Here is a 23,173-nt window from a genome sequence, read left to right as displayed (position 1 = left end):
TCGACAGCCGGTGTCGAGGGGTAGACCCGCGTCGTTGGAGTGGCATTACCGCGGCCAAAGCTGGGCAATGGCGGAGGCCGTGCCGTAAGGTTCGGGAATTGTCTTGCCCAAGGATGACGACCCGATGATGCGTACACTGCTGCTGGAGGCCGATGGCCGAGTGACAAGAGGCGGAGAGGAGCTGATCGCACGCTGGCGGGATGATGCCGGAAGCCGCATCTGGATCGACATGCAGGGCGAGGGCCAGGCGCGCGAGCGTGAACTGCTCGAGGCCTTCGACTGTCACCCCCTGGCCATCGACGACGCCCAGCGCGACCGTCACCCACCCAAGATCGAGGAATTCGAGACCCATACGCTGATCCTCTATCGCGGTATCTCCTCCTTCGATGCAGAGCTCAATTTCACGCCCCAGCAGGTTGCCTTCTTCGTCGGTGAACGTTCCCTGATCAGCCTGCACCCCGGCACCGCGCTGAGCATAGACCGCCTGTTGGCCCACGAGGGCGAGACGCTGCTTCGTCGCTCGCTCGAGCATGTGGCGCTCAAGGTCATGAACGTTTCCGCCGGCTACTACCTCGACAGCCTGCTCGAGTTCGAGAATGCTCTCAGTGACCTGGAGGACGCGCTATTGGAGGAAGGCAGCGACGCCCTGATGCGCCGTGTCATCGCCTACCGTTCACGACTGGTGAAAATGCGCCGGGTGTTCCGCTATCACGTCGGCATCACCCAGGAGCTCACCGCCTACGACTATGAGCACCTGCCTCGCGACAACGAGGACACCCTGCACGCTATCAACGACGTGCACGAGCGCTTCGAGCGTCTGCACAGCCTGACCCAGATGTACTACGATATCTGTGGCGACCTGGTCGACGGCTACATCTCGCTCTCCTCTCATCAGCTCAATATCACCATGCGGGTGCTCACTGTGATCACCGCCATTTTCGTGCCGCTCACCTTTATCGCAGGCGTATACGGCATGAACTTCGCGCACATGCCGGAGCTCGCCTATCGCTGGGGCTACTTTTTGGTGATGGGGATAATGCTCGCCATCGGCCTCGGCCTGCTGTGGCTGTTCCGGCGCCGGAAGTGGCTGTGAGCTTGGCTGCCGGGGCGGCACGTTGACGCTGCGCACTTGGCCCGGGCGAAACCAGCCTCTAGTCTCGAGAGACTTTCGCTCTTTCCTGGCCCCGACATGCATCCACAACGCGCCCGACTGCACAACGAGCTCCATGCCCGGCCCTCGATCTACTTCGAGGAGCCGGCGCACCTTCACCACTACGCCTTCCTCGACGACGACGGCATCGCCGCGGACATCCTGGGTCGAGTCGCAGAGGTGTCTGGCAGGACCCCCGACATCGAGGCGGCCCAGGAGATCCTCGAACTCGGCGACCAGACCCTGAAATGGGAGCGTCACACCGAGTTCTTCACCCTGACCCTGGTGGTACCGAGGTCTGACCGAGGTGAGCCCTGGCCTTCGCCTCCGCCGCTGCTGGCAGAGGTCGCCGCCAAACACAGCCGGGCGCTGATCAGCGCCAGCCTGATTTTGGTGGAAGCCGAGGCCTCCTGGGGAGGCGACGCCGAGGGCTACGGCTTTCGCGACCCTGCCGGGTCGAGCGTGGGCGATGGCGACGCCACCGTGTGGAGCGACTTCCGACTCACGGCGGCCGGCGTCAACCGCCTGCTGTTGGTCAACCGCGGCCTCAATGCCTTCCGCCTGGGACGCATGACCCGCCGGCTGCTGGAGATCGAGACCTACCGCATGATGGCCTCGCTGGCCCTGCCGGTGGCCAAGGAGATGAGCCTCGAACTGCGCGACCATGAGCTCGAGCTCGGCGAGCTCTCGGAGCGCAATACCGAGGATGAGGAGGAGAGCTCCCGACCGCTGCTGGCGGCCATCTCAGCGCTCTCGGCGCGGCTCGAGCGCTCCGGCGCACGCTCGCGCCAGCGCTTCAGCGCCACCGAGGCCTATGCGCGGATCGTCTTCAACCGCATCGAGGAGCTGCGCGAGGAGCGCCTCGGCGACCGGCCCCGGCTGGGGACCTTCATCCTGCGCCGCTTCCGGCCGACGGTGCATTACTGCGCTGCAATCAACCAGCGCCAGCAGAGCCTGGCGGAGAGCGTGGCACGGCTCAACGATCTGCTGCGGACCCGCGCCCAGGTGGAGATCGAGGCGCAGAATTCCGAGATCCTGCAGAGCCTCAACGAGCGCACCAGCAGCCAATTGAAGATCCAGAAGGCCGTCGAGGGGCTGTCGGTCATCGTCATCAGCTACTACCTCTTCAGCCTGTTCAAGCTGGGGCTGCAGAGCCTCGACGCCCTGGGCGTAGCGATCCAGCCGACCATTGCCGCCGCCGTGCTAGGGCCACTGGGGGTGGGCATCATCGGCCTGCTGGCCTGGCGGATCCAACGCGTCAAGAATCACTGATCGAATCACGTAACCTGCACTTGAAAGAGCCCGCTAGATTTCCGCCGCACCCTGCTCGCTGGATGCGCTTGTTCTGCAAGTCGCCGCCCTCTGGCTCCGAGACTCTGCTCAGGCCACGGCCCGGACTGATACGCGATTGCCGCCCGAGGCCTTGCTGATGTACATGGCGTTGTCGGCTTGGTCGAAGAGCTCTTCGAGAGACCCACCTTGTTCGGGATAGGATGCTATGCCGACGCTGATGGATAGCTTGTCGTGTTTCACGTTATCGATGAGACGCTCCATCATGTTCTTGCCCCCGGCCGCATCTGTCTCGGGAAGCAGCATCACGAACTCATCCCCACCGTAGCGAGCCAGGACGTCGCTGCTGCGCTTGCAAGCCTGTAGCTTTTCCGTCAGTCCCAGGATGGCTTGATCACCGGCACTATGCCCGTCGGTATCGTTGATGCGCTTCAGGCCGTCCATGTCCATTGTGATCACGCAGTAAGGACGTCCCGAGCGCCTGGCCATTTCGTGGATCGGCCTGGCCAGGTCGTCGAAAGCGCGTCGGTTGAATAGGCCGGTCAATGCATCCCGGCTGGCCATTTTCAGCAGGGTGCGGTTGGAGACGTGAATAGCATGGACCAGGGACGCGGTGAGGTAGCCGACGATCAGCAGTGCGACGATGCTGGTGCCGACCGGTGCCAGGTTGGCGGTGGTCAGGAGGTCGGTACCCAAGACATGGAGCAGCAGCAGCTGGCAGGCCGCTATCGCGGCCACCTCCAGCATCGTGACCACGACCCCCAGAGTCAGGGCACTGGTGACCACCGCCAGCAGGTAGAGGCTCGCCAGCGGGCTGGTCACGCCATCTGTGCTGTAGAGAAACCAGGTGATGAAGCCGATCATGGCCCAGGTGTGAAGGGCCAGCAGCCAGCGCTGTCTTTCCCCGAAAAAGTGCAGTCGGCTGGCCAGCAGGCTGAAGCCGAAATAGGCGAAAGTCGCGACCAGAACGCCCAGGGCCCCCTCGTCGGGCAGGCCGATGATCACCAGATAGAGGATGACGACGGTGACCAGCAGCCACTCTATCTGGTAGAGGCCAGCGGAGAATCCCTGGATCTGCACGCCTTTTGGATCCCATTCCAGGGGCGGCAATGGGTCTTGATCGGACATCGTGTTATCTCGCTGGTCCAAGGCTGGCATAGTGAGACACTACCCTATGTCCTTCTGCGCTTCACCTGAATTAGCCATTGGGCTTGCCATGGATCAATCCGTCGCGGCACTGCAGAGGGTGCAACAGGGAGCGCAATCGGCCCGCTCCTGTGGGCTGGCCGGCTATTACGGCGTAAGCCGTTGTTCCAGCGCCTCCAGGAAGGCCCGAATGCGCGCTGCATTGGTGCCCACGTCGCTGCGGCCGAGCCGAGAGGCGGAGCGCATGTCGACCCGTACGCCATCCGGCGCCTCGGTCAGACGGATCACCACATCGTCCTTGAAGCCGAACCAGGTGGTGGTGGCAGTGGCCTCTACACGGGTATCGCCCACCGCGGCTATCTCCCAGCCAGCGTCGCTTGCCTCGGCCTCGACGGCGGCCAGTACCTCGGGGAGGGGAGCATCCAGCACCAGTGGTTGGATCGTCGGGTAGGCTTCGCGCTGCTGGCGGGCGCTCGCCTCACCGGGATAGTCCACGGCATTGGGGGCCGCCTTGCGGGCATCGACCAGGGCCTCGAAGGCGGGCGGGTCCTGCATGTCGGTGGTGATGTCGTGGATGGGCGGCACCGTATGGGCTTGCTGCAGCTGCATCCAGGGCACTGCGATCAGCACCAGGCCGGCCAGGATCACCAGCCCGCCGAGCAGCGCCGGTAGTGCACGGCGGGTGAGGGCGGCGATAAGAAGCCCCACCAGACCCAGCCCGGCGGCGCCGAGGGCGATGTAGGCGCCGTAGCGCAGCATGCTGAAGGCATCACCCAGCGACAGCAGCTCGGTGCGGTAGGCTGGCCCAGCGCCGGCCATGGACAGTGCCGCCAGGAGGGCGAGGATGCCCCCGGCCAGCACTACCTTGAAGGCCAGCCCCCTGCCTCGATGTCCTGATGTCATGCGGTCTTGTGTCATGCCGGTTCCTTGCGTCGGCCAGCCCGTGTTGGACGGTGGCACTTCTGGTTTATCGCACTCTGCCGAGAGAAGCACACGTCATGCCTCGGTACACGGGCCGGAAGGGGTCAATCCAGCACGATCAGATGGTTGGGCAGTTCGTTGCGCTCGTGGGTGGCCGGCACCTGCTCCTTGAGATGTTCGCCGCAGGCCTCGATGCACTCCAGGAAACCTTGCAGGGTCTCGCCGGCCCTCACCCGCTGGGTGAATGCTGCCACGATGGATTGCCAGGTCTCGTCGCTGATACGCTGCGAAATGCCCCGGTCGACCAGGATTTCCACATAGCGCTCGGCTTCGGAGACGAAGATCAGCATCCCCGTTCCCCCCTCGGTATGGTGCAGGTCCTGTTCCAGGAACTGCCGCCGGGCGAGGTTGGCCGCCCGCCAATGGCGAACCGATCCAGGTATCAGCCGGGTGGTGACCTTCGGTATGCGGAACACCAGACCCAGCACGATGAAGGTCGCCCACTGCACCAGCGTCAGCTCATAGGCCGCCAACCAGCCGGGAAAGTAGTTGATCGCACCGGGCACCACCAGGGCCAGCAGGCCAGCCCAGAGCAGCGGTATATAGGCATAGTTGTCCGCTTGCGGAGCCAGCACGGTGACCAGCTCGGCATCGGTGTCGCGTTCGACCCGATGAATCGCCTCGGCTACCTGGCGCTGCTCGTCTTCACTCAATAAAGCCATGGGGGTCGTGATCTCCGAATCCTGATTGTCATGTCGGTGTCGCCACCGGAAGGAGGACAGGCTCTGTCTGAAAATGAGTATTTTGATCGGACTCGCGCACGAGCCGATTTTTAACACATGCCGAGCACGGTAGTTTCAGGCAGAGCCGTACCGCGCCGGAGCGCCGCCGAAACCGCCGCCGCCGCCACCGCCGAAGCCGCCCCCGCCGCCGAGGCCACCACCGCCGCCGCGTGACCTGCCACCGAGCGCACCGCCCAGCAACATGCCGGCCAGCAGGCCGCCTCGACCACCACGTACCAGGGTCATGACGATGGCAATCATCACGAAGAAGAGAATCGAGGCCGGTTCTTCGGATTCCTGCTCCCGCGCCTGGGCACTCGAAGCGGCGCTGGTATCCATGGGCTCACCGCCCAGCACCTGGATCATCGCCTCGACGCCCTCGGTGATGCCACGGGCGTAGTCGCCCTCGCGGAAGGCCGGGGTCAGGGTCTGGTTGATGATCACCGAGGACTGGGCGTCGGTCAGCCGCCCCTCGAGGCCATAGCCGACCTCGATGCGCACCTTGCGCTCATTCGGCGCGACGATCAGCAGGGCGCCGTTGTCCTCCTCTGCCTGGCCGATACCCCAGTGGCGCCCCAGTTGATAGCCATACTCCTCGATGGTGACGCCCTGCAGGTCCGGCAGGGTCGCCACCACCAGTTGCTCGGTGGTCGCCTCTTCGTGAGCCGCGAGCTTCTCGCTCAGTCGTGATTCGGTGGCCTCGTCCAGCAATTCGGCCCGGTCCACCACACGACCGGTCAGCTCGGGAAAGTCGAGTTGCTGGGCTTGAAGGCCAACCGCCGCCGACAGCAGCAATACCAATAACGGAATGCGCAGTAGATCGCTCATTCAAACTCCACCTGGGGGGCCTGGTCCGCGTTCTCGGTCGTGGCTTCGAAGGTCTCTCGAAGCGGCATGTCGCTATAGAGGATGCTGTGCCAGAGGCGGCCGGGGAAGGTGCGGATCTCGGTGTTGTAACGCTCGACCGCGGTGATGAAGTCGCGCCGCGCCACGGCAATGCGGTTCTCGGTACCCTCCAGCTGTGACTGCAGGGTCAGGAAGTTCTGGTTCGACTTCAGGTCGGGATAGCGCTCGGACACCGCCATCAATCGGCTCAGTGCCCCACTGAGTTGCTGCTGGGCCTGCTCGAACTGGCGCAGCTTTTCCGGGTCGTCCAGCGATTCGGCATCGATCTGGATGGACGTGGCCTTGGCTCGCGCCTCCACCACGGCGGTCAGGGTCTCCTGCTCCTGTCGGGCAAATCCCTTGACCGTCTCCACCAGATTGGGCACCAGGTCCGCACGACGCTGGTACTGGTTCTCCACCTGCGCCCAGGCCGATTTCACCTGCTCGTCATAAGTGGGGATGTTATTGACGCCACAGCCCGTCAACAGCATCGCCATGATAAGCACAAGGGAAAACCGCCAGACGCGAGGGTCGGGAAGCGTGGTGTGTCTCGGCAGCATGGGGGTGTCATCCCTGTCATTGATTCGATGACGTACAAGGTACAGCTCAGGTTGATCCTAAGGAAGCGATGCCAAGACGACACGCCGCCCGGCAGCGAAAAGGACGTCCCTTGGCGGTGCAAAGCGTCGCCGAGTGGTGGAGAATGTGACGTTTTCTGATGTTCGCCGCGCGCCTTGACGACGCTGACCGGCACCCTGCAACGAGGCCTTATGAACCCCACCATCGAACTGCTCAAGTCTCACCGTTCCATCCGCAAGTTCACCGATCAGCCGGTTTCCCGTGAACTGCTGGAGACGCTGATCGAGGCCGGCCAGGCTGCAGCCACCTCCAGCCACGTCCAGGCCTACACGGTCATTCATGTCAAGAATCCCACCAACCGCGAGACCATCGCCGAACTGGCCGGAGGCCAGTCCTACGTGGCCACCGGCGGCGCCTTCCTGCTGTTCTGTGCCGACATGAAGCGCCCCACCGAGGCCGCCGAGCGTACCGGTGCCCGGGTGGTACGCGGCATGACCGAACAGCTGCTGGTGGCCAGCGTGGATACCGCCCTGATGGCCCAGAATGTGGCCATTGCCGCGGAATCGGAAGGGCTGGGCATCTGCTACATCGGCGGGGTACGCAACAACCCCCAGCAGATCAGCGACCTGCTGGGCCTGCCTGATCACGTCTTCCCGGTATTCGGCATGTGCCTCGGCTACCCGGCTCACGACCCCGACGTGAAGCCGCGTCTGCCGGTGGCGGCGATCCTCAAGGAGGATACCTACAGCGACGATCGTGAACTGGTGGAGGCCTTCGACGAGACCATGAACGCCTACTATCAGGCGCGAAAGGGCGGCAACAAGGAGAGCACCTGGTCGCAGAACCTCTCCCCGCTGTTTGATACCAAGCTGCGCCCCCACATGCGCGAGTTCCTGGTCAAGCGTGGCTTCGAGATGAAGTGAGTCACGGCTTCAGCCGTGGATGTAGCGCAGGCGGGCATCGCGGCGCATGCGCAACATGGTGATCACGTTGGTCAGGAAGATCAGGCTCTCGGCAATGGTGCCGCCGATCGAGCCGGCCAGCAGGTTGCTGATGACCCAGCACAGAGCCGCGATGGCCAGCGCGCCACGCATGGCGATCCCGCTCAGCATGAACATGCCCCAGGTGCCCAGCACTCCCGCCGCCAGGGCGGGGATATCTCGCGGGCCGCTCCAGGTCAGCGCCGCCACTGCCAGTGTTGCGACCAGCATCACCAGCATGAGCACTCGGTGACGCGGAAAGCGGCGCACCAGGGCGATACGCAGCACGATCAGCGCCGAGATGCCCGCCGCCACCCAGCTCTCGAACAGCGCGAACTGCGCGGCGAAGGCGACGTTGGCGAAAAGCAGCAGCACGAAGAGCCTGTCGTCGCGCTTGCTGGCGAAGGCCACGAGGCACAGCGCCAGGGCCACCAGGCTGACGCCCTGGCCCAGCAGCCATCTCAGGCCGAGATCTTCCATGGGGACTTCCGCTGTCAGGTGGACATGAGTGGGATACGCCATGTTATCACGCCGCTATCGTGAACAATTTTCCAGCGCCAGGGTGGCCAGCAGATCCGGAATGGCGGTCTTCTCGTTCGATTTAGTGGCAGTCGCCGCCCCCTCACCAGCCATGCCGGGCTGTCGATCATCGGGCAGTGCCTCGAGACCGCCGGTGTCGATAGCATCGGCGAACGCTTCCCCACCATGCTGGGCATGCGTACCAGCGACGTGGAGAAGGCCAGAACCATTCCCGTCACAGCTAGTCCACTCACTACCCAGCCGGGAATGCTTCAGTTACCAACATCGTGAAGACAACCGAGCTGGACCCCGTTGATTTCAGACAATCGGCATCATGCCCGGGCAGTTCTGAATTCAGGAGAAACGATATGAAACAACGCATGCGTCTTTTCAGGAAGCCCGCCGTGATCCTGGCCTCGTTGTCATTGATGAGCCCTGGCTTTGCCCAGATGACCCAGTCGTCGGCCACCAATACGGAAATCATCACACTCGCACAACTTACTGAACCTGTTGATAAAACAGAGGAGGAGCTCCTGGCCGAGCAGGAAGCCACCGAGCAGGCCGAAGCAGAGGCTCTCGCCGAACAGGAAGCCACCGAGCAAGCTGAAGCAGAGGCTCTCGCCGAACAGGAAGCCACCGAGCAAGCTGAAGCAGAGGCTCTCGCCGAACAGGAAGCCACCGAGCAAGCTGAAGCAAAGGCTCTCGCCGAGCAGGAAGCCATCGCTCAGGCCGAGGCGGACGCCCAAGCCGAGCAGGAAGCCGCTGATAAGGCCGAAGCAGACGCGGAAGCCCAGGCCGAAGCAGATGCTGCTCTCGCTGAACAGGAAGCTATCGAGCAAGCCGAAGAAGAGGCCCTCGCCGAGCAGGAGGCTATCGCTCAGGCAGAAGCAGATGCTCTGGCTGAGCAGGATGCGAAAGAAAAGGCCGAGGCAGACGCCCTCGCCGAGCAAGAAGCCATCAAGCAGGCCGAAGCCAATACCGTCGCCCAGCAAGAAGCCATCGACAAGGCCGTGGCAGAGGCTCTGGCCGAGAAGGAGGCCAGCGACAAGGCTGACGCTGAGGCCCTTGCCAAAGCAGAGGCAGAGGCCCTGGCCGCTGTCGCCGACCTCGATGCCCAAGAGGCCAGCATGACCTCCGAAACGGTGGTAACCTCGGAATCCACGCGTACCAGCAACGAGGAAGTTGAGAATGCGCCAGCGTTAGAAGCAGATGATGACGATAACCAGATGTGGAAATACCTGGGGGCAGCCGCAGCGGGCGCCGTCGTCGGTGCCTTGGTTCCGCAACTCGGAGGACGTGTCGTCGAGAATCAAGGCGACCGTATGATCGTTGAGCGCGACGGCGAGTTGCATGTACGCAAGGACGAGAATCTCCTGCTGCGTCGTCCTGGGGTAACGGAGACGACTGAATCCTTTGACAATGGCATCACCCGCTCCACCATCTCACGCGATGATGGCAGCCGAGTCGTGACTGTTCGTGATTCAGGTGGATTCGTGCTCAAGCGCACTCGCTACCTCCCCGATGGCACCGCTATCGTGTTGATCGACGAAACCAGCAAGGCCGACAAATGGATGTCTTCAGTTGATCTTGAGGAATCCCTGCCTCCCGTACGCTACGACCTACCGGAAGATCGCTACGTAGTCGATTACCGCCGTGCAGATGAAGATATCCTTCGCGAGGCACTCCTGGCACCACCGGTACAGGAGTTCGATCGAGTCTTCACGCTCCGCCAGGTACGCGAAAATGCTCGAGTTCGAGCCATGATGCCGCGTATCGATCTCAACGTTATCCAGTTTGCGACCGGCTCCTCGGCCATCCAGTCCTCCGAGGCTGAAGCGTTGGGTCTGATGGGCAACACCATGGCCGAGGTCATCGAGGACAATCCTGATGAAATTTTCCTGGTCGAAGGCCATTCCGATGCCGTTGGACCGGACTTGATGAACCTTGCGCTGTCCGATCGACGAGCAGAAGCCGTCGCCTTGGCGCTGACTGAATACTTCGCCATCCCGCCAGAAAACCTGATCGTACAGGGCTATGGCGAGCGCTATCTGAAACTGGATACGCAGGGACCCAGCCAGATTAATCGACGCGCCAGCGTCAGGCGGATCACCCCGCTGATCGATGCAAGCAGGACCAGTCTCTAATCCGCCAAACTTTCTCCAAGGCACCAAGAAGCCGATAGACACTGCGCTCTGTCGGCTTTTTTTTGATGAGGTAATCGCTGCCAACGGCTATCATCCGGTTGCCGAAGCGCTGACCTGAGGACCGTTGCCATGCAGGCCATCACGATAGAGCAGCCGGTCGGTGTCATCAGCGACACTCACGGGCTGCTGCGCCCCGAGGCGCTGACGCTGCTGGAGGGGTGCGGTCTGATTCTGCACCTGGGCGATGTGGGCAGCCGCGACGAGGATGCCGCCATCCTCGAACGGCTGGGTGAACTGGCGCCGATGGCGGCGGTGCGCGGCAACATCGACACCGCTTCCTGGGCCGAGACGCTGCCGATGACCCGCGACCTCACCGTCAACGGCTGGCGCCTGCATCTGGTGCATATCCTGGCCGAGTTAGACCCGGCCATCACCTGCGATGCGGTGCTCCACGGCCACTCCCACAAGCCGCGCAACGAAAGGCAGGCAGACCGACTGTTGTTCAACCCTGGCGCGGCGGGCAAGCGCCGCTTTCGCCTGCCCATCACCCTGGGGAAGCTGTGGGCCGACGCGCGCGGCCTGCGCGGCGCTATACTGCACCTGCCATTGTGACGGCAACCGACAACATAGAGTTGGAGAGAAATAGCGTGACCGAGGAGAAGGAGAGCGAACTGCCTTCACGACTTCGAGATATGTTGATGGATTTGCCCGACGCGGCGGTGCCGATCACCTACCAGCAGGCCGCCGAGGCGCTGGGGCTAACCCCGCCGGGCACCATCCAGCGCGTCGCCCTGGCCCTGGAAGCGCTGATGCATGAGGATGTGGCCGCTGGCCGCCCGATGATCGCCGCTCTGGTGGTCAGCCGCCGCGGCGACATGCCCCGGCAGGGCTTCTTCGAGCTGGCGGTAGAACTCGGCCGCTTCCCCGCCGACCCTGCAAGCCAAGAGGCGGCGTATCGAAGGGAGCTGGATCGGATCATGGAGGTACGATGATGGGAGATCCCGGCTTTCATGCGGGAGAGGATGGGCTCATTCGTACTTGTGCTTCCAGTCCTTGACTGCGATCTGCGCCTTGAGCAGCTCCAGCATGTCCACCAGCACCTGCTCGCTGACCCGTTCGGAATGAGAATCGGTGCGCAGCCAGGCATCGAAGCCGCTGTCGGCCAGGTGCTCCACCAGCGCGGAGAACTCCGGCGACTGCAGTCCCTCCAGAGCCTCGTTGACCAGGCGACAGGCCAGGTCGGAGATCGAGCTTTCGAGCCCCCGGCTCAACTGGCTGCCCAGTGGCAGGCGCTCCAGCCGGCGAATCTCCGGGCTCTCCGCCAGGGTCCGGCCGACCAGGCTGCGCACGTAGCGCAGGATGTCGGGGCGATGGTGGGTGTAGGCGTTATCGGCCATGGCCTCCAGGCGCTGACTTATCTCGTGTATCAGCGCCTGCTGACGGGGGCGAACCACCTGCTCCACCATCCGGCCGGAGAACCCGTCGCTGGAACGGACCTGAGACTGGACGTTGTCGAGAAGGCGAAGGGCGATTCGGTCGGTGAGCTCCTCCAGCAGGATGTCGTAATACTTGGCGACCACGCCAAAGAGGTACCAGCGACGCACGTCGATCATGCCCAGCCGCTGCAGGCGTTGCAGCAGCGTGATGACGCGCAGGATGCGCAGCAGCCGAAAGCCGCCCACCGGAATGCAGCCCAGCACGTCGTACCAGTGCACGAAGGGGTAGAAGAACCAGCGGTGATAGCGTCGCTCGGCGATGGCTACCGCCCAGCCTAGCAGCACGTCGAGCAGGAAGATGGCCACGAACGCCAGGTCGATGGCGATGAAGTTGGCACGTATGACCTGGCTGTAGCTTTCGTGCAGGCCGGGAGCCGTGGCCTCGAAGGCGGCGTTCAGCGGAGCCAGCAGGAAGAGGCTGTCGAACAGCAGCAGGGTCAGGTTGGCGATCACCAGCGTGATGACGAGCAGGTCCCACGCCAGGTGAAGGCGCTCCAGGGCGGGATTGAGCGATCTCGTGCGATTGTCGGCCATGGCGCCTCCTTGAGCTCTATGCCGCAAAGACTCTTTCCATCCTAGAACGCCGGCCTGTTGGCGGCACTCTCGCCAAGCGATTTCGCCGTCTCAGAGGCTAGCCGGGAGTTCCAGCAGCAGCGGTGAGCCGACCAGGCCCTCGGAGAGGCGGGTCGTGAGAACTTCCAGAATGGCGTCATGCTCACCCGCCAGGCGTGTGGTGGTGACGCGCAGGCCTGGCGATTGCGCCATGGCCTGTTCGCAGATCTCCGCAATGTCGCCGCCTTCACCGGCGTGGCGACCCGGAGAGAGGAACAGCATGGCCAGTATCACCTCGCTGTCGGCCATGGCCGGTGAGGCCAGCAGGTCGACCAGCAGCGGCTCATTGAAGCGGTAGGCATCGCCCTCGCGGCGCTCCATGGAGGCAAAGGTGACGCAGCTGGCCTCCTCGTTCAGCAGTACGCTGAGCTGGCCGGCCAGATAGTTGCGCACCGCCGTGACCTCGGGAATCGGGCTGCCATGATCGACCAGCACCACCTTCGGCGTCGAGGAGCCTTCCATCCGCTCGCGCACGTTGTCGGCCAGCAGCTGCGCCAGGCGCAGGTCCAGCGGCGCCTGGGTGTCGACCAGCGGCAGCGCTACCTTGATGCTCAGCTGCGGGTAATGGGCCTGCACCTCGGCCAGCCGCTCCGGCAGGTAGCGGGTCAACGCCTGGCTGGAGCCGAAGAAGAAGGGCAGGATCACCAGCTCGGTCGTGCCCTGAGCAGCGAACTGTTCGGCCAGCGGCCCCAGCGATACCGCCTTGCGCCCCTCCAGCTCTTCCGCAGGGATCTTGTAGGAGTGCAGCAGGGAGGCGGCTTCGACCTCGTGGCCAGTGATCTGGCTCAAGGACTGGGCCAGGCGGCGCAGGTTGAGCGTGGCCTGGGGACGCAGGGAGCCATTGTCGACGAGCAGGATCTTTCGCATGGAGGCCTCTTGGCTGGCACGGGGTAGCGGGGTTCAGGGGTAGTTCGTGTTACCGATCGTCTGGATGACCTCGAAACCCTCGAACGTCGGCGGGCCCAGATACAGCCCTTCGCGCTTGCTCTGGCCGGCATTGGCGTGAGCCGCCCGAAACGCCTCGGAGTGCGTCCAGGCCTCGAAGTCCTCGCGCGAGCGCCAGACGGTGTGGGAGGCGTAGAGCACGTGATCCTCCTTCTCGGGGCCACGCAGCATGTGGAACTCGACAAAACCGGGCAGGCCCTGCAGGTGCGTCTCCCGCTCCAGCCAGATCTGTTCGAACTCCTCGACTCTTTCGGGATTGACCCGGAAACGGTTCATGGCAATGAACAATGCATACTCTCCCATGGCCGGGTGGATGGTCACTCGTGGCTGACGATGACACCTTGCCCTGGGAGGGACAAGCAGGTGCACGTTGTCGGGCCGAACCCTGTCACATCGGATTCCACGCCAGCGTCTTCGTTGTAGAAGAGCGAGAGCACCCTTGCTTCTATCGGATAGAGGCCGAGCTCAGAGAGAGGTCACAGCGGCAGCGCCGCGCTCCTTCAGTAACCACGCCCCAATCCCGGCAACAACGAGTCCCAGGGTGGCGAAGAGCATGAAGGCGGTGACATGGCCTTCAGCCCCGACTAGCCAGCCGGCCAGCGGCGAGCCGGCGACCTGGCCAACCGAGGTGGCGAGCAGCGGCAGCACCGGGGCGAAGGAGGGCGCCTCGGTCATGATCTGGGTGCTCCTGACCAGGTAGAAACCGCTGAGGGTCATGTAGCCGGTGCCGAACAGGGCCGCGGATACCAGGGCGAGGGCGAAGTTGCCGGGATCGAAGGCCAGCAGCGCGAGGCTGGCGGACGTCACCACGAGGCCCGCAGCGTGGCTTGCGGCCGGCCCGAAGCGCGAGATGAGATCACCGGCGCCAGCGCCCAGCAGCCCGCCGAGACCGACCGCCAGCCACATCCAGGCGGTCTGGCTCGGCAACAGCCCCCCGGCATTGATCACCGCATCGGGGGCAAACACCCAGTAGGCCGCACTCACGCCCCCCATGCCGACGGCGAGGCCGCTCAGCCGGGCGATCCCCAGCCATTGTTCGCGGCTCGCCTGCAGGGCGACCGGGCGGGGACCCGCCGATGAGACGCGGTCTTCCTTGGGCAGGTAGCAGAGGGCCGCCAGGGTGCCCAGAACTGCCAGGGCGGCGAACCCGATATAGGCGCTGCGCCAGGCCTCCGCCCAGATCAGCACCGCCGGCATGGCGATCGCGATCCCCAGGCTGGTGCCCGCATTGATGGTGGCGTTGACCCGCCCGCGCAGGGCGAACGGCACAACCTTGTGAACCGTCTCTGCCATGACCGGCGATGACAACCCGGTGCTGATCCCGCAGATCAGCACGCCGATGGCCAGCATCAGCGATGATGGCGCCAAGGCGATCGTCACCAGCCCGATCCCGGCCAGGCCGGCGGCCGCTACCCCCGTGCGGCGAATCCCGAGGTGGCGCGTCACCCAGGTGGCGGCGAGGATGGCGAACACAAAGCTCAGGAACGGCAGGGCGCCGATCACCCCCGCCATGGTCGGGGAGATCATCAGCTCGTCGCGCATCGCGGGCAGGAAGAGCCCGAACACGAAGCGGGCCAGGCCATAGGTGATGGCAATGATCCCGCTTCCGAGGGCGGCCATGCCAAGAGGGGAGAGAGTTTTCATCGGGTGTCGCTCCGGGCGGTTGCGAGCAGGGTGTCGACCACCGCTCTAGTGTCGGCCAGGGCCGTTTGAGCGCCCAGCAGGGCTACCGTCGTATTGCTGCCTTCCAGCACCAGGAAGACGCCTCGCGCCAGGCCGGCGTGATGGCCCAGCCCATCGCGTTCCACGGCAGCTTCCAGGTGTGCCAGCAGGTCGGTCTTAGCGGCCGCCGCCAGGGCGTGAATCTCTGGGCTGTGCTCGGCGAACTCCCCCATCGCCTTGGCCATGATGCAGCCATGCTGGCTGTAGCGTTCCAGCCAGTCACCATGCGCATCCACCAGGGCTCGCGTTGCCTGGCCCTGCGAGGCGCAGGCAACCGCTGCATCGACGCTGGTGATGAAGCGTTCATGGCGAGCCGCCAGGACGGCCGCCACCAAGGCCTCCTTGGAAGCGAAGTGATTGTAGAGCGTCATGCGTACCACTCCCGCGGCTGCAACGATGCGATCGATCCCGGTGGCGTGGAATCCCTGCTCGTGGAACAGACGTTCGGCGGTGGCAAGCAGCTGGTCGCGCTTGGAGGCGGGCATCGATGTTTTTCCTGTATAGACCGATCTATATAAATTTGGCGCATTTAAATGCGGGGCACCGGGTGGTGTCAAGTGAAGGATGCGCGACTCGACGAGGGCATGCGGATAGCTTGCCGACTGGCCGACAGGCCAGGATTACTGATAGGGTCTGTATCGATCTGCACACTTACTACCGTCAACCCGGGAGTCACCATGAGCCATACGCCGCACGAACTTGCCGAAGAGTTTCCCGCGCATGCCGAGCGCATCCACGATCTCAAGCAGTCTGACGCGCACTTCGCGAATCTCGCCGAGGAGTACCACGAGCTGAATCGGCAAGTCCATCGCATGGAGACGGAAGTCGAGCCGGTTGCCACCCACATCGAAGAAGATGTCCGCAAGAAGCGCCTCGCGGTGAAGGACACCATCGCGGCGTACCTCGAGCGCCCCGAGTCGGCTTGAGTCTCCATAACGCCGAGCAGCAGGCACGCTGATACGCGTCGCGAAAGCGAACCCTCAGGGCAATCGGGTCATGTGTGGTAATCACCCGAGACCTGCCCTGCCAGCAGCTGGCCGATGTCCTGTTCCGGGACACTGGGCAGTCGCTGGCGTCCCAGCCAAAACACCCCACGCAGCAGCGTATCGCTGCCTATCGAGAGATTGCTCGCGGCGACGATCAGGCGCAGGTGCCGGCGCGAGATCTTGACCTGCTTCCCGGCGGTATAGCCCGGATGGGTGGAAATCTTTTGCAGCGTGGCGAGCGCCATGCCGATCGACCAGCTGCAGAAACGCCGAATGCCGACCTCGGAGGCCGGAATGCGCAGCGTATATTCCTGCGCCAGCTTCAGATGATGATGGGCGACGGCCACCAGATAGCGGATGCCTTCTCGGAAGCCCGGGTGATCCTGCCAGTCATCTGTCTTCTCCAAGTCGACGCCACGCGCCTCGAAGACGTCACGGGGTAGCCAGCATATGCCCCGCTGGCGGTCATCCCAGACGTCCTTCAGTATATTCGTCATCTGCAGTCCCTGACCGAAGGCCACGGACAGGGGCCGCAACTCCTCTTGCTGTTCGTGAATTCGCGGATGGGTATCGGCGAACAGGCGGGTCAGCATTTCCCCGACGCAGCCGGCGACCACGTAACAGTAGTCGCGCAGGCAGCCACTGTCCGGCAGGCCATGCGGGTTCTTCAGGCGTTCGAAATCGGCCATGCCATGACACATGGTAGTGAGGCAGTCGCGCAGTGCCGTCTGTTGCACGCCCGGCAGTTCGCCGAAGGCGTGCAGCACGCCCGGCGTCTGTTCGACCAGCTCGCGTTCCAGCGGGTCTTGCACCAGGCCGGTGCCGAGCAGCGCTTCTGAGAAATCGCTGGCGGCGGTGGCGTTATCCAGTCCTGCCAGCAGGCGCTGATAGTGGGCGTCCTTCTCGTCGGGCACCATCTCTGTGCTGTCTTCCACCGTGTCGGCAATTCGGCACAGGAGATAGGCATTGGTGATTGCCGGGCGCAGGGACACCGGCAATTGCGGAATGGTCAGGGCGAACGTCCGGGAGACGCCCGGCAGCAGCCGGTCCTGAAGGGCGAGCGATGCAGGCCTCATGCCGGCAACCACCCGTCGAGCAGGAGTTTCCCGGCCTGGGTGGCGTCGTCATGGCCATTCGATTCGGTATGGATGCGATAACTCATGCCGGCATTATCGCCGATTTCGGGAGCCTTTAGGGAGGTTGGTCAGGGGATAAAGGCATCAACGGCCATTTTTGACGGTAATCGTCGTGCGAGTACCCAGCAAGCGGGCATTCCGGTGGGCGATGACATCTCGCCCCTGGAGAGGCAAGCTGGCGAATTCTTCACGGCCAGCGGGGAATTCCCATGCAGACCATCGGGCTGATCGGCGGCATGAGCTGGGAATCGACCCAGACCTATTACCGCCTCATCAACCAGCAGGTGAGAGGGCAACTGGGCGGTCTGCACTCGGCCAGGCTGGTGCTCTACAGCGTCGACTTTGCCGAGATCGAGATCCTGCAGCACCGTGGCGACTGGGAGGGCACCGCCCAGATACTCGGCGCGGCGGCCCAGGCGCTCGAAGCCGCCGGGGCAGACTTCCTCGTGCTCTGTACCAACACCATGCACAAGGTGGCCCCACAGCTCGAGCGCGCGGTTGTGGTTCCTTTGCTGCACATCGCGGATGCCACGACCAGCGTGCTGGAGGATGAAGGCGTGACTTGCGTGGGGCTACTGGGGACCCGGTTCACGATGGAGCAGGCGTTCTATCGCGACAGGCTCGAGGCGCGCGGCATCGAGGTACTGGTGCCCGATGAACCGCAGCGGGAAGTGATTCACGCCGTTATCTATCAGGAGCTCTGCCAGGGAGTCATTACGCTGGAATCCAGGGACGCCTACCTCGAGGTGGTGGACGCCCTGGCCAAGCGAGGCGCCCAGGGAGTGATCCTGGGCTGTACCGAGATAGGGTTGCTCGTTCAGGCGGGGGATACCGAGGTCAGGCTCTACGACACCACCGCCATCCATGCCGAGCAGGCGGTGCGCCGGGCGCTGGGGCAGGGCTGACCATTTGGAACGCCCCATCGGGCAGGGTAACGTCCAGGCTCGGCGCACCGCAGGGTCATTTCTTGAAGCGAGAGCGCGCCTTCTCGAAGGATTCGTTCAGGGAATCCCAGGCGCGCTCCGCGCCGGCCTTGATGTCGTCCCAGGCGTCGTCGCTGGAGTTGCGCAACTCCTCGAGCTTCTGGCGCATTTCCTCGCGCTTCGCTTCGAGCCGATCGATCTCCTCCTCCCGCTCAATGCGTGCATCGGCTTCGGCTTCATTCGCCTTGGCCTTCAGCTTGTCGACTTCGGCCTGCATCTCTTCCAGCTTGGCCTGCATTTTCTGCTCGTAGGCATCCTTGTTACTCATCAGTCGTTCTCCTCGTTGGTGACGGTCTGGTTAACCTCGAAGCCCTCGAACGTCGGCGGGCCCGGGTATAGCACCTCGCAGCGACTCTGACCGGCATTCACTCTCTGGGGATTGACCGGAATACACTGCATGGCGACGAAATGGATGCTCGCTCCTTGTCATCCGGCGGCGAATGGGGCCTGGATGACAATGACACCTTCTCATTGACATCATCCGCAAGCCAGGCCTTGATCAGGGATTGATAAGGCATATCTCGCTTGTTGGCCTCTGCCTTGATTCGGTCGAGTAACTCTTCAGCCCGTGATGTTCATCGGTCAGGCATTCAACAGCCCTGCGGTGATCGCCTCGCCGAGGTGGTCCACTGCCAAGGCCAGCTTCTCGTCGATCACATGGAGGTATTCCGTCCAGTCATCGATGTGGTGCAGTTCCCCCTTGCCGTCCGAGACGCCGCGCATGATGACGAGTGGCATCTCGAAGCGCATGCAGGCGCGCAGGCAGGCATAGCTCTCCATGTCCACCATGTCGGCGCTGATGGTGTCGTAGGCTGCGCCCGAAATGACATTACCGCCGGTCGACAGCGTGGCCTCGCGAATGCCCGGAATGCGCAAGGGCAGCGGGACGGTGGCCGGCAGGTCGAGGAAGGGCGTGACGCCCTTCTCGAAGCCCAACGAAGAAGCGTTCATGTCGCGGTAAGCAACGGAGGTCGCCTGATAGATCTCGGTCTGTTCGAGCACCCGGCTGCCGGCCGACCCCAGCGATACCACCAGATGCGGCGGGCACCCCTTCCGGGCGAAGGCGGAAAGCGCCGCCGTGAGCTCGACGGCCGCCTCGACGGGGCCCACGCCGGTCATCAGCGGCTCGAAACGCTGCCGGAGATGCGGACCGTATTCGGATTCGGCCGCCATTACGAAGAGGACATTGCGGCCGCCCAGTGCCGTCAGCGCCACCGATATACCGTGCATCGCGCTCACCTTTCGACCCTCGCCGCCATCATACTGCCTGTCTTGTCATGGGTGTCACGCCTTGTGGTGCCGGCAGGTCACCGTCGGGTTGAACGGCTCAATGTTACCGTTCGGGTTGTGGCGGAACCAGAGGTGCTGATCGTAGTGCGCCTCGAAGAAATTGGCTTTCTCGGTGGACGTGGACGAAAGGAGTGAACCGGGAACGCATCGACCAACCTCAGACCGGTAACGTCTCTTTCCAGCGCCAGGGGAGCAGCATGTCGAGGTCATCATTCTCGCCAAGCGTCGGTAGGGTCTCGAACACGAACTGCAGGTAGTCGTAGGGCGACAGACCATTTGCCTTGGCCGTTTCGATGAGACTGTAGATCGCCGCGTTGGCATGGGCGCCGCTCGGTGTGTGACTGAAGTGTGCTCGGCCACGAGGCTCGTGGCCGTGCGGTTCATGTCAGTTGCGCGCAAGCTTTTCTGCAGCGCTCATGCCAGGGGCGTTCAATTCACAAGGAAAGTCCCGTCAAGCCCAGAATACCCACGATGATCAGATAGCCTGCGAGGATATATCTGACCAGTTTGGGAAATACCAGTATGCCAATGCCGGCAGCGAGGCTGATCAGCGGCGTAAGTTCAAGTTGAAGTGTCATAAGGTCGGCTCCGGAATGTCTATTTTTTCATGAATGTTATGTACGCGCGGGTTGCAGTATCTGGTGCAGTGCACGCGTATGTTCAGCACTTTCATGTCCAAGGTAAGTGAGGTATCCGCCATCGCTGGACATGACGTCAACTTCAGCGGCCCCATGTGCGTCGTCGGTACTGGCCGCGCCGAATGCAGCCGTATCCGCTGCGATGATCTGCGGGCATGGCAAGCTTGTGCATGGAGGTGCGTGCTCAGTCACTTGAAGCGGGAGCGGGCCGACTTGATCGCGTCGCTCAGGGAGTCCCAGGCGCGCTCTGCGCCTACCCGAATATCGTCCCAAGCGTCGTCGCTGGAGTGGCGCAGCTCCTCGAGCTTCTTGCGCATCTCCTCGCGCCTCGCCTCGAGCCGGTCGATCTCCTCCTCCCGATCGATGCGCGCGTCGGCCTCGGCGCTGCGGACGCGGGCCTTCAGCTTGTCCACCTCGGCCTGCAGTTCATCCAGCTTGGCGCGCAGCTTCTGCTCGTAGGCTTCCCTGTTGCTCATATGGCCACTCCTTTCCGTTTCCGGTTCATGGAACCTTGAAGATAGCCTGTTCTCGAGTCGAGAAGGCATTTCCCCGAGGGTGGCATATGGAGCGGGGGATGATCGAATGAAATAGAGGAAGACATCGCAGCGCCGGAGGCGCGGTAGACGGATGCCGGCAGGCTTGGCATCCCGGCCGCGATCGGCGATGCTGGCGAGCACTCCTTGGTTTACAGGATGGTTACACCTTGTCAGGTCAACCTCGCCCTCCGGAGCAGGCCACGGCTGCCCCTGCCCCCATCGACACCGCGGACTGCCTGGCGGCGCTCAGCCGAGGTGGCAGCACCCTCATGAGCGCGGACCACTGGGCCGAGGGTGTCGACCGGCTGCTGGCGGAGATCGGTCCCGTTACCGGGGCGAGCCGTGTCTGGGTCTTCCAGCTTCTGGAGGTGCAGCCCGATGCCGTGGTCCAGGACTATGTCTTCGAGTGGGCATCGTCAGAGCACTACCGACAGCTCAATCAGGGCCGGTTCCGCTTCTTTTCCTCGTCGCTCAAGGATCCCGTCTATCGTCGTCTGGTTGAGGAGCGCCAGGCGGGGAAGCCTCATGACTTCTGTATCCCTGCCATGCCACCGGGACCGTTGCGGAGCGATCTCGAGAGCCAGGCGATTCAGTCCATGGCTACGGTGCCCATCTTCGTCAATGGCCATTGGTGGGGCACCCTGGGCATCGATGACTGTGAGCGTCCCGTCAGTTGGCGGGGACCCGGTCTCGACCTGCTCGAGGCCGCCGGCCAGCTGATCGCGGCGGCCGTCTACCGCTACCAACTGAACCATCGCTCCCGCCAGATCGAACTGTTCCACAAGGTGGCCGACTGCGGCGTCTGGGAGGTCAGTCTTCGCAATGGACGGGTATGGTGTTCCCAGGCGCTCAAGAGGGTGCTGGGTTACCCCGAGACGTATCCGCGACTGCCCTTGCGACGCCTGCTCGCCCGTCTGCACTCCGACGATCGCGCTGAGCTCCGGTCACGTTTGAGGGCCCTTCGGGGCGCCGCCGGGTCTGCCCAGTTTCGCCTGGACGCGCGGCTGCGGCTGGCTGGCCCGTTGTGGATTTGGCACGAGATCATTGGCGAGATCCAGTGCAACAAGTCGGGCCGGCCGGTCGCTGTCGCCGGGTTGCTTCTCGATATCAGCCAGCGCAAGCAGGATGAGGAGCAGGCGCTTGCCGCCGCGCAGCTCGACGCACTGACAGGCGCCCTCAACCGGCGCGGCATGGCCCAGCACCTCGAGACGATCGGCCCGGCCACGGCACCCCGCCACTTCATCCTGCTCGATATCGACCATTTCAAGGAGATCAACGACACTCATGGTCACCTGGTCGGCGATGCGCTGCTGCGGATGATGGTGGAGCGACTCCGCCACGAACTTCGCCCGGATGACGGTCTGGTGCGCCTGGGAGGCGAGGAGTTTGCCGTCCTGCTCGGCGGCATGCGGGATGACCAGGCTCTGGCGCTGGCCGAGCGCCTCCGCCGATGCGTCGCCGCGGAACCCTTCCTCGTGGAAATGCCGGAAGATGAGCAGCCGTTGATGGTGACGATGTCGATCAGCCTCGGGGTCGCCCGCCAAGGCGATGACGCTAGCCACGAGCCGAACCAGCTGATGGCCGATGCCGATCAGGCGCTCTATGCCGCGAAGCACGCCGGCCGCAACTGCGCGCTCTTCTACAGCTAGGCTCGGAATCCTCGCGCTGTGAATCTCGACACCGAATAGACCCGCCCGCTTCAGGGATACCGGTTGCCTGCGGGCCAGATTATTCCGTGTCGGTTCCAAAAGCAGTCAGCGTATTAACGGACGGACACTGGCCGATCGTCGCAGGCTCCTCGATCCGACCGCCTATGGGACCAACTATTCGTTGGTGCTAGGCTGAATCCCAGAACGACATAACCACACTGCCCATACGCAAAGGATGGCGCCATGGCGACGGACGCTGCCGACACCCTCATTACTCCACCCCGCGTTCTCGACAGGGGCAGGCGGTCATCGGTCCTCCTGGCAGTGATTGCCATGGCGGGATGAACCATGACTAACAACCAGCACCCCGAGCAGCGCGCCCGCGATCGCATCGATGACCAGCTCCGCTCCTCCGGCTGGGTCGTACAGAGCCTGGCAGAGCTAAATCCGTCGGCAGGGCGGGGCGTGGCGGTGCGGGAGTATCCCACCGATACCGGGCCCATGGATTACCTGCTGCTGGTGGACGGGGTGCCGGCGGGCTTGATCGAGGCCAAGCGCGAGGAAGAAGGCCACCGCATCAGCACGGTGGAGGAGCAGTCGGCCCGCTATGCCGAGGCCGAGCTGAAGCATATCGGCAAGGTGGATTTGCGCTTCGTCTTTGAGGCTACTGGCGAGATTACTCGCTTCACCGACCGGGAAGACCCGTTGCCCCGCGCCCGCGAGGTGTTTCAGTTCCATCGCCCTGAGACCCTGGCGGAGTGGCGCTCGCAGTCTGCTCCCTTTC

26 protein-coding genes and 2 pseudogenes are annotated in these 23,173 nt (G+C 63.5%); 9 read left to right on the top strand and 19 right to left on the bottom strand.

Annotated elements, in window-relative coordinates; all coding sequences use genetic code 11:
• Window positions 1-124 precede the first annotated feature (124 nt).
• Window positions 125-1,093, top strand: a complete 969-nt coding sequence (locus U5L98_RS01330; protein ID WP_322556670.1) for a magnesium transporter CorA family protein — start codon at window positions 125-127, stop codon at window positions 1,091-1,093.
• A gap of 96 nt (window positions 1,094-1,189) precedes the next feature.
• Window positions 1,190-2,422: a DUF3422 domain-containing protein gene (locus tag U5L98_RS01325; protein ID WP_322556547.1), complete on the top strand. Its 1,233-nt coding sequence runs from the start codon at window positions 1,190-1,192 to the stop codon at window positions 2,420-2,422.
• A 108-nt stretch (window positions 2,423-2,530) separates the two neighbouring features.
• Here the strand turns inward: U5L98_RS01325 and U5L98_RS01320 are convergent, their stop codons facing one another.
• The 5 genes from U5L98_RS01320 to U5L98_RS01300 all read right to left on the bottom strand — a co-directional run bounded on the left by U5L98_RS01320 (window position 2,531) and on the right by U5L98_RS01300 (window position 6,734).
• Window positions 2,531-3,568: a GGDEF domain-containing protein gene (locus tag U5L98_RS01320; protein WP_322556546.1), complete on the bottom strand. Its 1,038-nt coding sequence runs from the start codon at window positions 3,566-3,568 to the stop codon at window positions 2,531-2,533.
• A 165-nt stretch (window positions 3,569-3,733) separates the two neighbouring features.
• Window positions 3,734-4,504 (bottom strand): DUF1499 domain-containing protein, encoded by a 771-nt coding sequence (locus U5L98_RS01315; protein WP_322556545.1) that lies wholly within the window; start codon window positions 4,502-4,504, stop codon window positions 3,734-3,736.
• 107 nt (window positions 4,505-4,611) lie between these two features.
• Window positions 4,612-5,229, bottom strand: a complete 618-nt coding sequence (locus U5L98_RS01310) for a TPM domain-containing protein (RefSeq protein ID WP_322556544.1) — start codon at window positions 5,227-5,229, stop codon at window positions 4,612-4,614.
• Between the two features lie 135 nt (window positions 5,230-5,364).
• Window positions 5,365-6,117, bottom strand: a complete 753-nt coding sequence (locus U5L98_RS01305) for a TPM domain-containing protein (protein WP_322556543.1) — start codon at window positions 6,115-6,117, stop codon at window positions 5,365-5,367.
• On the bottom strand, window positions 6,114-6,734 hold the full coding sequence (locus U5L98_RS01300; RefSeq protein WP_322556542.1) for a LemA family protein: 621 nt from the start codon (window positions 6,732-6,734) through the stop codon (window positions 6,114-6,116). The genes U5L98_RS01305 and U5L98_RS01300 overlap by 4 nt, the downstream gene beginning before the upstream one ends.
• A gap of 210 nt (window positions 6,735-6,944) precedes the next feature.
• On the opposite strand from U5L98_RS01300, the gene nfsA reads away from it, so the two are divergent.
• Window positions 6,945-7,676 carry an oxygen-insensitive NADPH nitroreductase gene (gene nfsA / locus U5L98_RS01295; protein WP_322556541.1) on the top strand — a complete coding sequence of 244 codons (732 nt, stop codon included), beginning with the start codon at window positions 6,945-6,947 and terminating at the stop codon, window positions 7,674-7,676.
• 9 nt (window positions 7,677-7,685) lie between these two features.
• Here the strand turns inward: nfsA and U5L98_RS01290 are convergent, their stop codons facing one another.
• Window positions 7,686-8,255: a YgjV family protein gene (locus tag U5L98_RS01290; protein ID WP_322556540.1), complete on the bottom strand. Its 570-nt coding sequence runs from the start codon at window positions 8,253-8,255 to the stop codon at window positions 7,686-7,688.
• 365 nt (window positions 8,256-8,620) lie between these two features.
• On the opposite strand from U5L98_RS01290, the gene U5L98_RS01285 reads away from it, so the two are divergent.
• The 3 genes from U5L98_RS01285 to U5L98_RS01275 all read left to right on the top strand — a co-directional run bounded on the left by U5L98_RS01285 (window position 8,621) and on the right by U5L98_RS01275 (window position 11,388).
• Entirely contained in the window at window positions 8,621-10,396 is a 1,776-nt protein-coding gene (locus tag U5L98_RS01285; protein ID WP_322556539.1) for an OmpA family protein, read from the top strand.
• A 129-nt stretch (window positions 10,397-10,525) separates the two neighbouring features.
• Window positions 10,526-11,008, top strand: a complete 483-nt coding sequence (locus U5L98_RS01280; protein ID WP_322556538.1) for a metallophosphoesterase family protein — start codon at window positions 10,526-10,528, stop codon at window positions 11,006-11,008.
• Between the two features lie 86 nt (window positions 11,009-11,094).
• On the top strand, window positions 11,095-11,388 hold the full coding sequence (locus U5L98_RS01275) for a hypothetical protein (protein ID WP_322556537.1): 294 nt from the start codon (window positions 11,095-11,097) through the stop codon (window positions 11,386-11,388).
• 36 nt (window positions 11,389-11,424) lie between these two features.
• Here the strand turns inward: U5L98_RS01275 and U5L98_RS01270 are convergent, their stop codons facing one another.
• The 5 genes from U5L98_RS01270 to U5L98_RS01250 form a co-directional block, all read right to left on the bottom strand.
• The gene (locus U5L98_RS01270; RefSeq protein ID WP_322556536.1) at window positions 11,425-12,426 is read right to left on the bottom strand and encodes an ion transporter; all 1,002 of its coding nucleotides are present in this window, start codon (window positions 12,424-12,426) and stop codon (window positions 11,425-11,427) included.
• A gap of 90 nt (window positions 12,427-12,516) precedes the next feature.
• A complete protein-coding gene (locus U5L98_RS01265) occupies window positions 12,517-13,371 on the bottom strand; it encodes a sirohydrochlorin chelatase (RefSeq protein WP_322556535.1) in 855 nt (284 codons plus the stop codon).
• Between the two features lie 33 nt (window positions 13,372-13,404).
• Window positions 13,405-13,737, bottom strand: a complete 333-nt coding sequence (locus U5L98_RS01260; RefSeq protein WP_322556534.1) for an antibiotic biosynthesis monooxygenase — start codon at window positions 13,735-13,737, stop codon at window positions 13,405-13,407.
• Window positions 13,738-13,914: 177 nt separating this feature from the next.
• Entirely contained in the window at window positions 13,915-15,093 is a 1,179-nt protein-coding gene (locus U5L98_RS01255) for an MFS transporter (protein ID WP_322556533.1), read from the bottom strand.
• Window positions 15,090-15,656: a helix-turn-helix domain-containing protein gene (locus U5L98_RS01250; RefSeq protein WP_322556532.1), complete on the bottom strand. Its 567-nt coding sequence runs from the start codon at window positions 15,654-15,656 to the stop codon at window positions 15,090-15,092. The genes U5L98_RS01255 and U5L98_RS01250 overlap by 4 nt, the downstream gene beginning before the upstream one ends.
• A gap of 192 nt (window positions 15,657-15,848) precedes the next feature.
• On the opposite strand from U5L98_RS01250, the gene U5L98_RS01245 reads away from it, so the two are divergent.
• Window positions 15,849-16,097, top strand: a complete 249-nt coding sequence (locus U5L98_RS01245) for a YdcH family protein (protein ID WP_322556531.1) — start codon at window positions 15,849-15,851, stop codon at window positions 16,095-16,097.
• A 68-nt stretch (window positions 16,098-16,165) separates the two neighbouring features.
• Here the strand turns inward: U5L98_RS01245 and U5L98_RS01240 are convergent, their stop codons facing one another.
• Complete coding sequence (locus U5L98_RS01240; protein WP_322556530.1) at window positions 16,166-17,233, bottom strand: phytoene/squalene synthase family protein; 1,068 nt, start codon at window positions 17,231-17,233, stop codon at window positions 16,166-16,168.
• A 269-nt stretch (window positions 17,234-17,502) separates the two neighbouring features.
• On the opposite strand from U5L98_RS01240, the gene U5L98_RS01235 reads away from it, so the two are divergent.
• Window positions 17,503-18,198, top strand: coding sequence for an aspartate/glutamate racemase family protein (locus tag U5L98_RS01235; RefSeq protein WP_322556529.1), 696 nt, complete (start codon window positions 17,503-17,505; stop codon window positions 18,196-18,198).
• 55 nt (window positions 18,199-18,253) lie between these two features.
• Here the strand turns inward: U5L98_RS01235 and U5L98_RS01230 are convergent, their stop codons facing one another.
• The 7 genes and pseudogenes from U5L98_RS01230 to U5L98_RS01205 all read right to left on the bottom strand — a co-directional run bounded on the left by U5L98_RS01230 (window position 18,254) and on the right by U5L98_RS01205 (window position 20,680).
• The gene (locus tag U5L98_RS01230) at window positions 18,254-18,544 is read right to left on the bottom strand and encodes a coiled coil domain-containing protein (protein ID WP_322556528.1); all 291 of its coding nucleotides are present in this window, start codon (window positions 18,542-18,544) and stop codon (window positions 18,254-18,256) included.
• Between the two features lie 97 nt (window positions 18,545-18,641).
• A pseudogene (locus U5L98_RS01225) lies at window positions 18,642-18,827 on the bottom strand (hypothetical protein); the annotation flags it as partial.
• A 31-nt stretch (window positions 18,828-18,858) separates the two neighbouring features.
• Window positions 18,859-19,506 (bottom strand): 5'-methylthioadenosine/S-adenosylhomocysteine nucleosidase, encoded by a 648-nt coding sequence (locus tag U5L98_RS01220; protein WP_322556527.1) that lies wholly within the window; start codon window positions 19,504-19,506, stop codon window positions 18,859-18,861.
• 217 nt (window positions 19,507-19,723) lie between these two features.
• A pseudogene (locus U5L98_RS01215) lies at window positions 19,724-19,912 on the bottom strand (transposase domain-containing protein); the annotation flags it as partial.
• Window positions 19,913-20,000: 88 nt separating this feature from the next.
• Window positions 20,001-20,144: a DUF3096 domain-containing protein gene (locus tag U5L98_RS01210; protein WP_322556526.1), complete on the bottom strand. Its 144-nt coding sequence runs from the start codon at window positions 20,142-20,144 to the stop codon at window positions 20,001-20,003.
• Window positions 20,145-20,180: 36 nt separating this feature from the next.
• A complete protein-coding gene (locus tag U5L98_RS18630; RefSeq protein ID WP_416208158.1) occupies window positions 20,181-20,276 on the bottom strand; it encodes a DUF5669 family protein in 96 nt (31 codons plus the stop codon).
• 116 nt (window positions 20,277-20,392) lie between these two features.
• Window positions 20,393-20,680, bottom strand: a complete 288-nt coding sequence (locus tag U5L98_RS01205; RefSeq protein ID WP_322556525.1) for a coiled coil domain-containing protein — start codon at window positions 20,678-20,680, stop codon at window positions 20,393-20,395.
• A 227-nt stretch (window positions 20,681-20,907) separates the two neighbouring features.
• Between U5L98_RS01205 and U5L98_RS01200 the strand changes: the two genes are divergently transcribed.
• On the top strand, window positions 20,908-22,389 hold the full coding sequence (locus U5L98_RS01200) for a sensor domain-containing diguanylate cyclase (protein ID WP_322556524.1): 1,482 nt from the start codon (window positions 20,908-20,910) through the stop codon (window positions 22,387-22,389).
• Window positions 22,390-23,173 lie beyond the last annotated feature (784 nt).

This window comes from Halomonas sp. (genome assembly GCF_034520545.1).
In the GTDB taxonomy this organism is placed as follows: Bacteria; Pseudomonadota; Gammaproteobacteria; order Pseudomonadales; family Halomonadaceae; genus Halomonas.
This window is presented reverse-complemented; position numbering and strand designations above follow the sequence as displayed.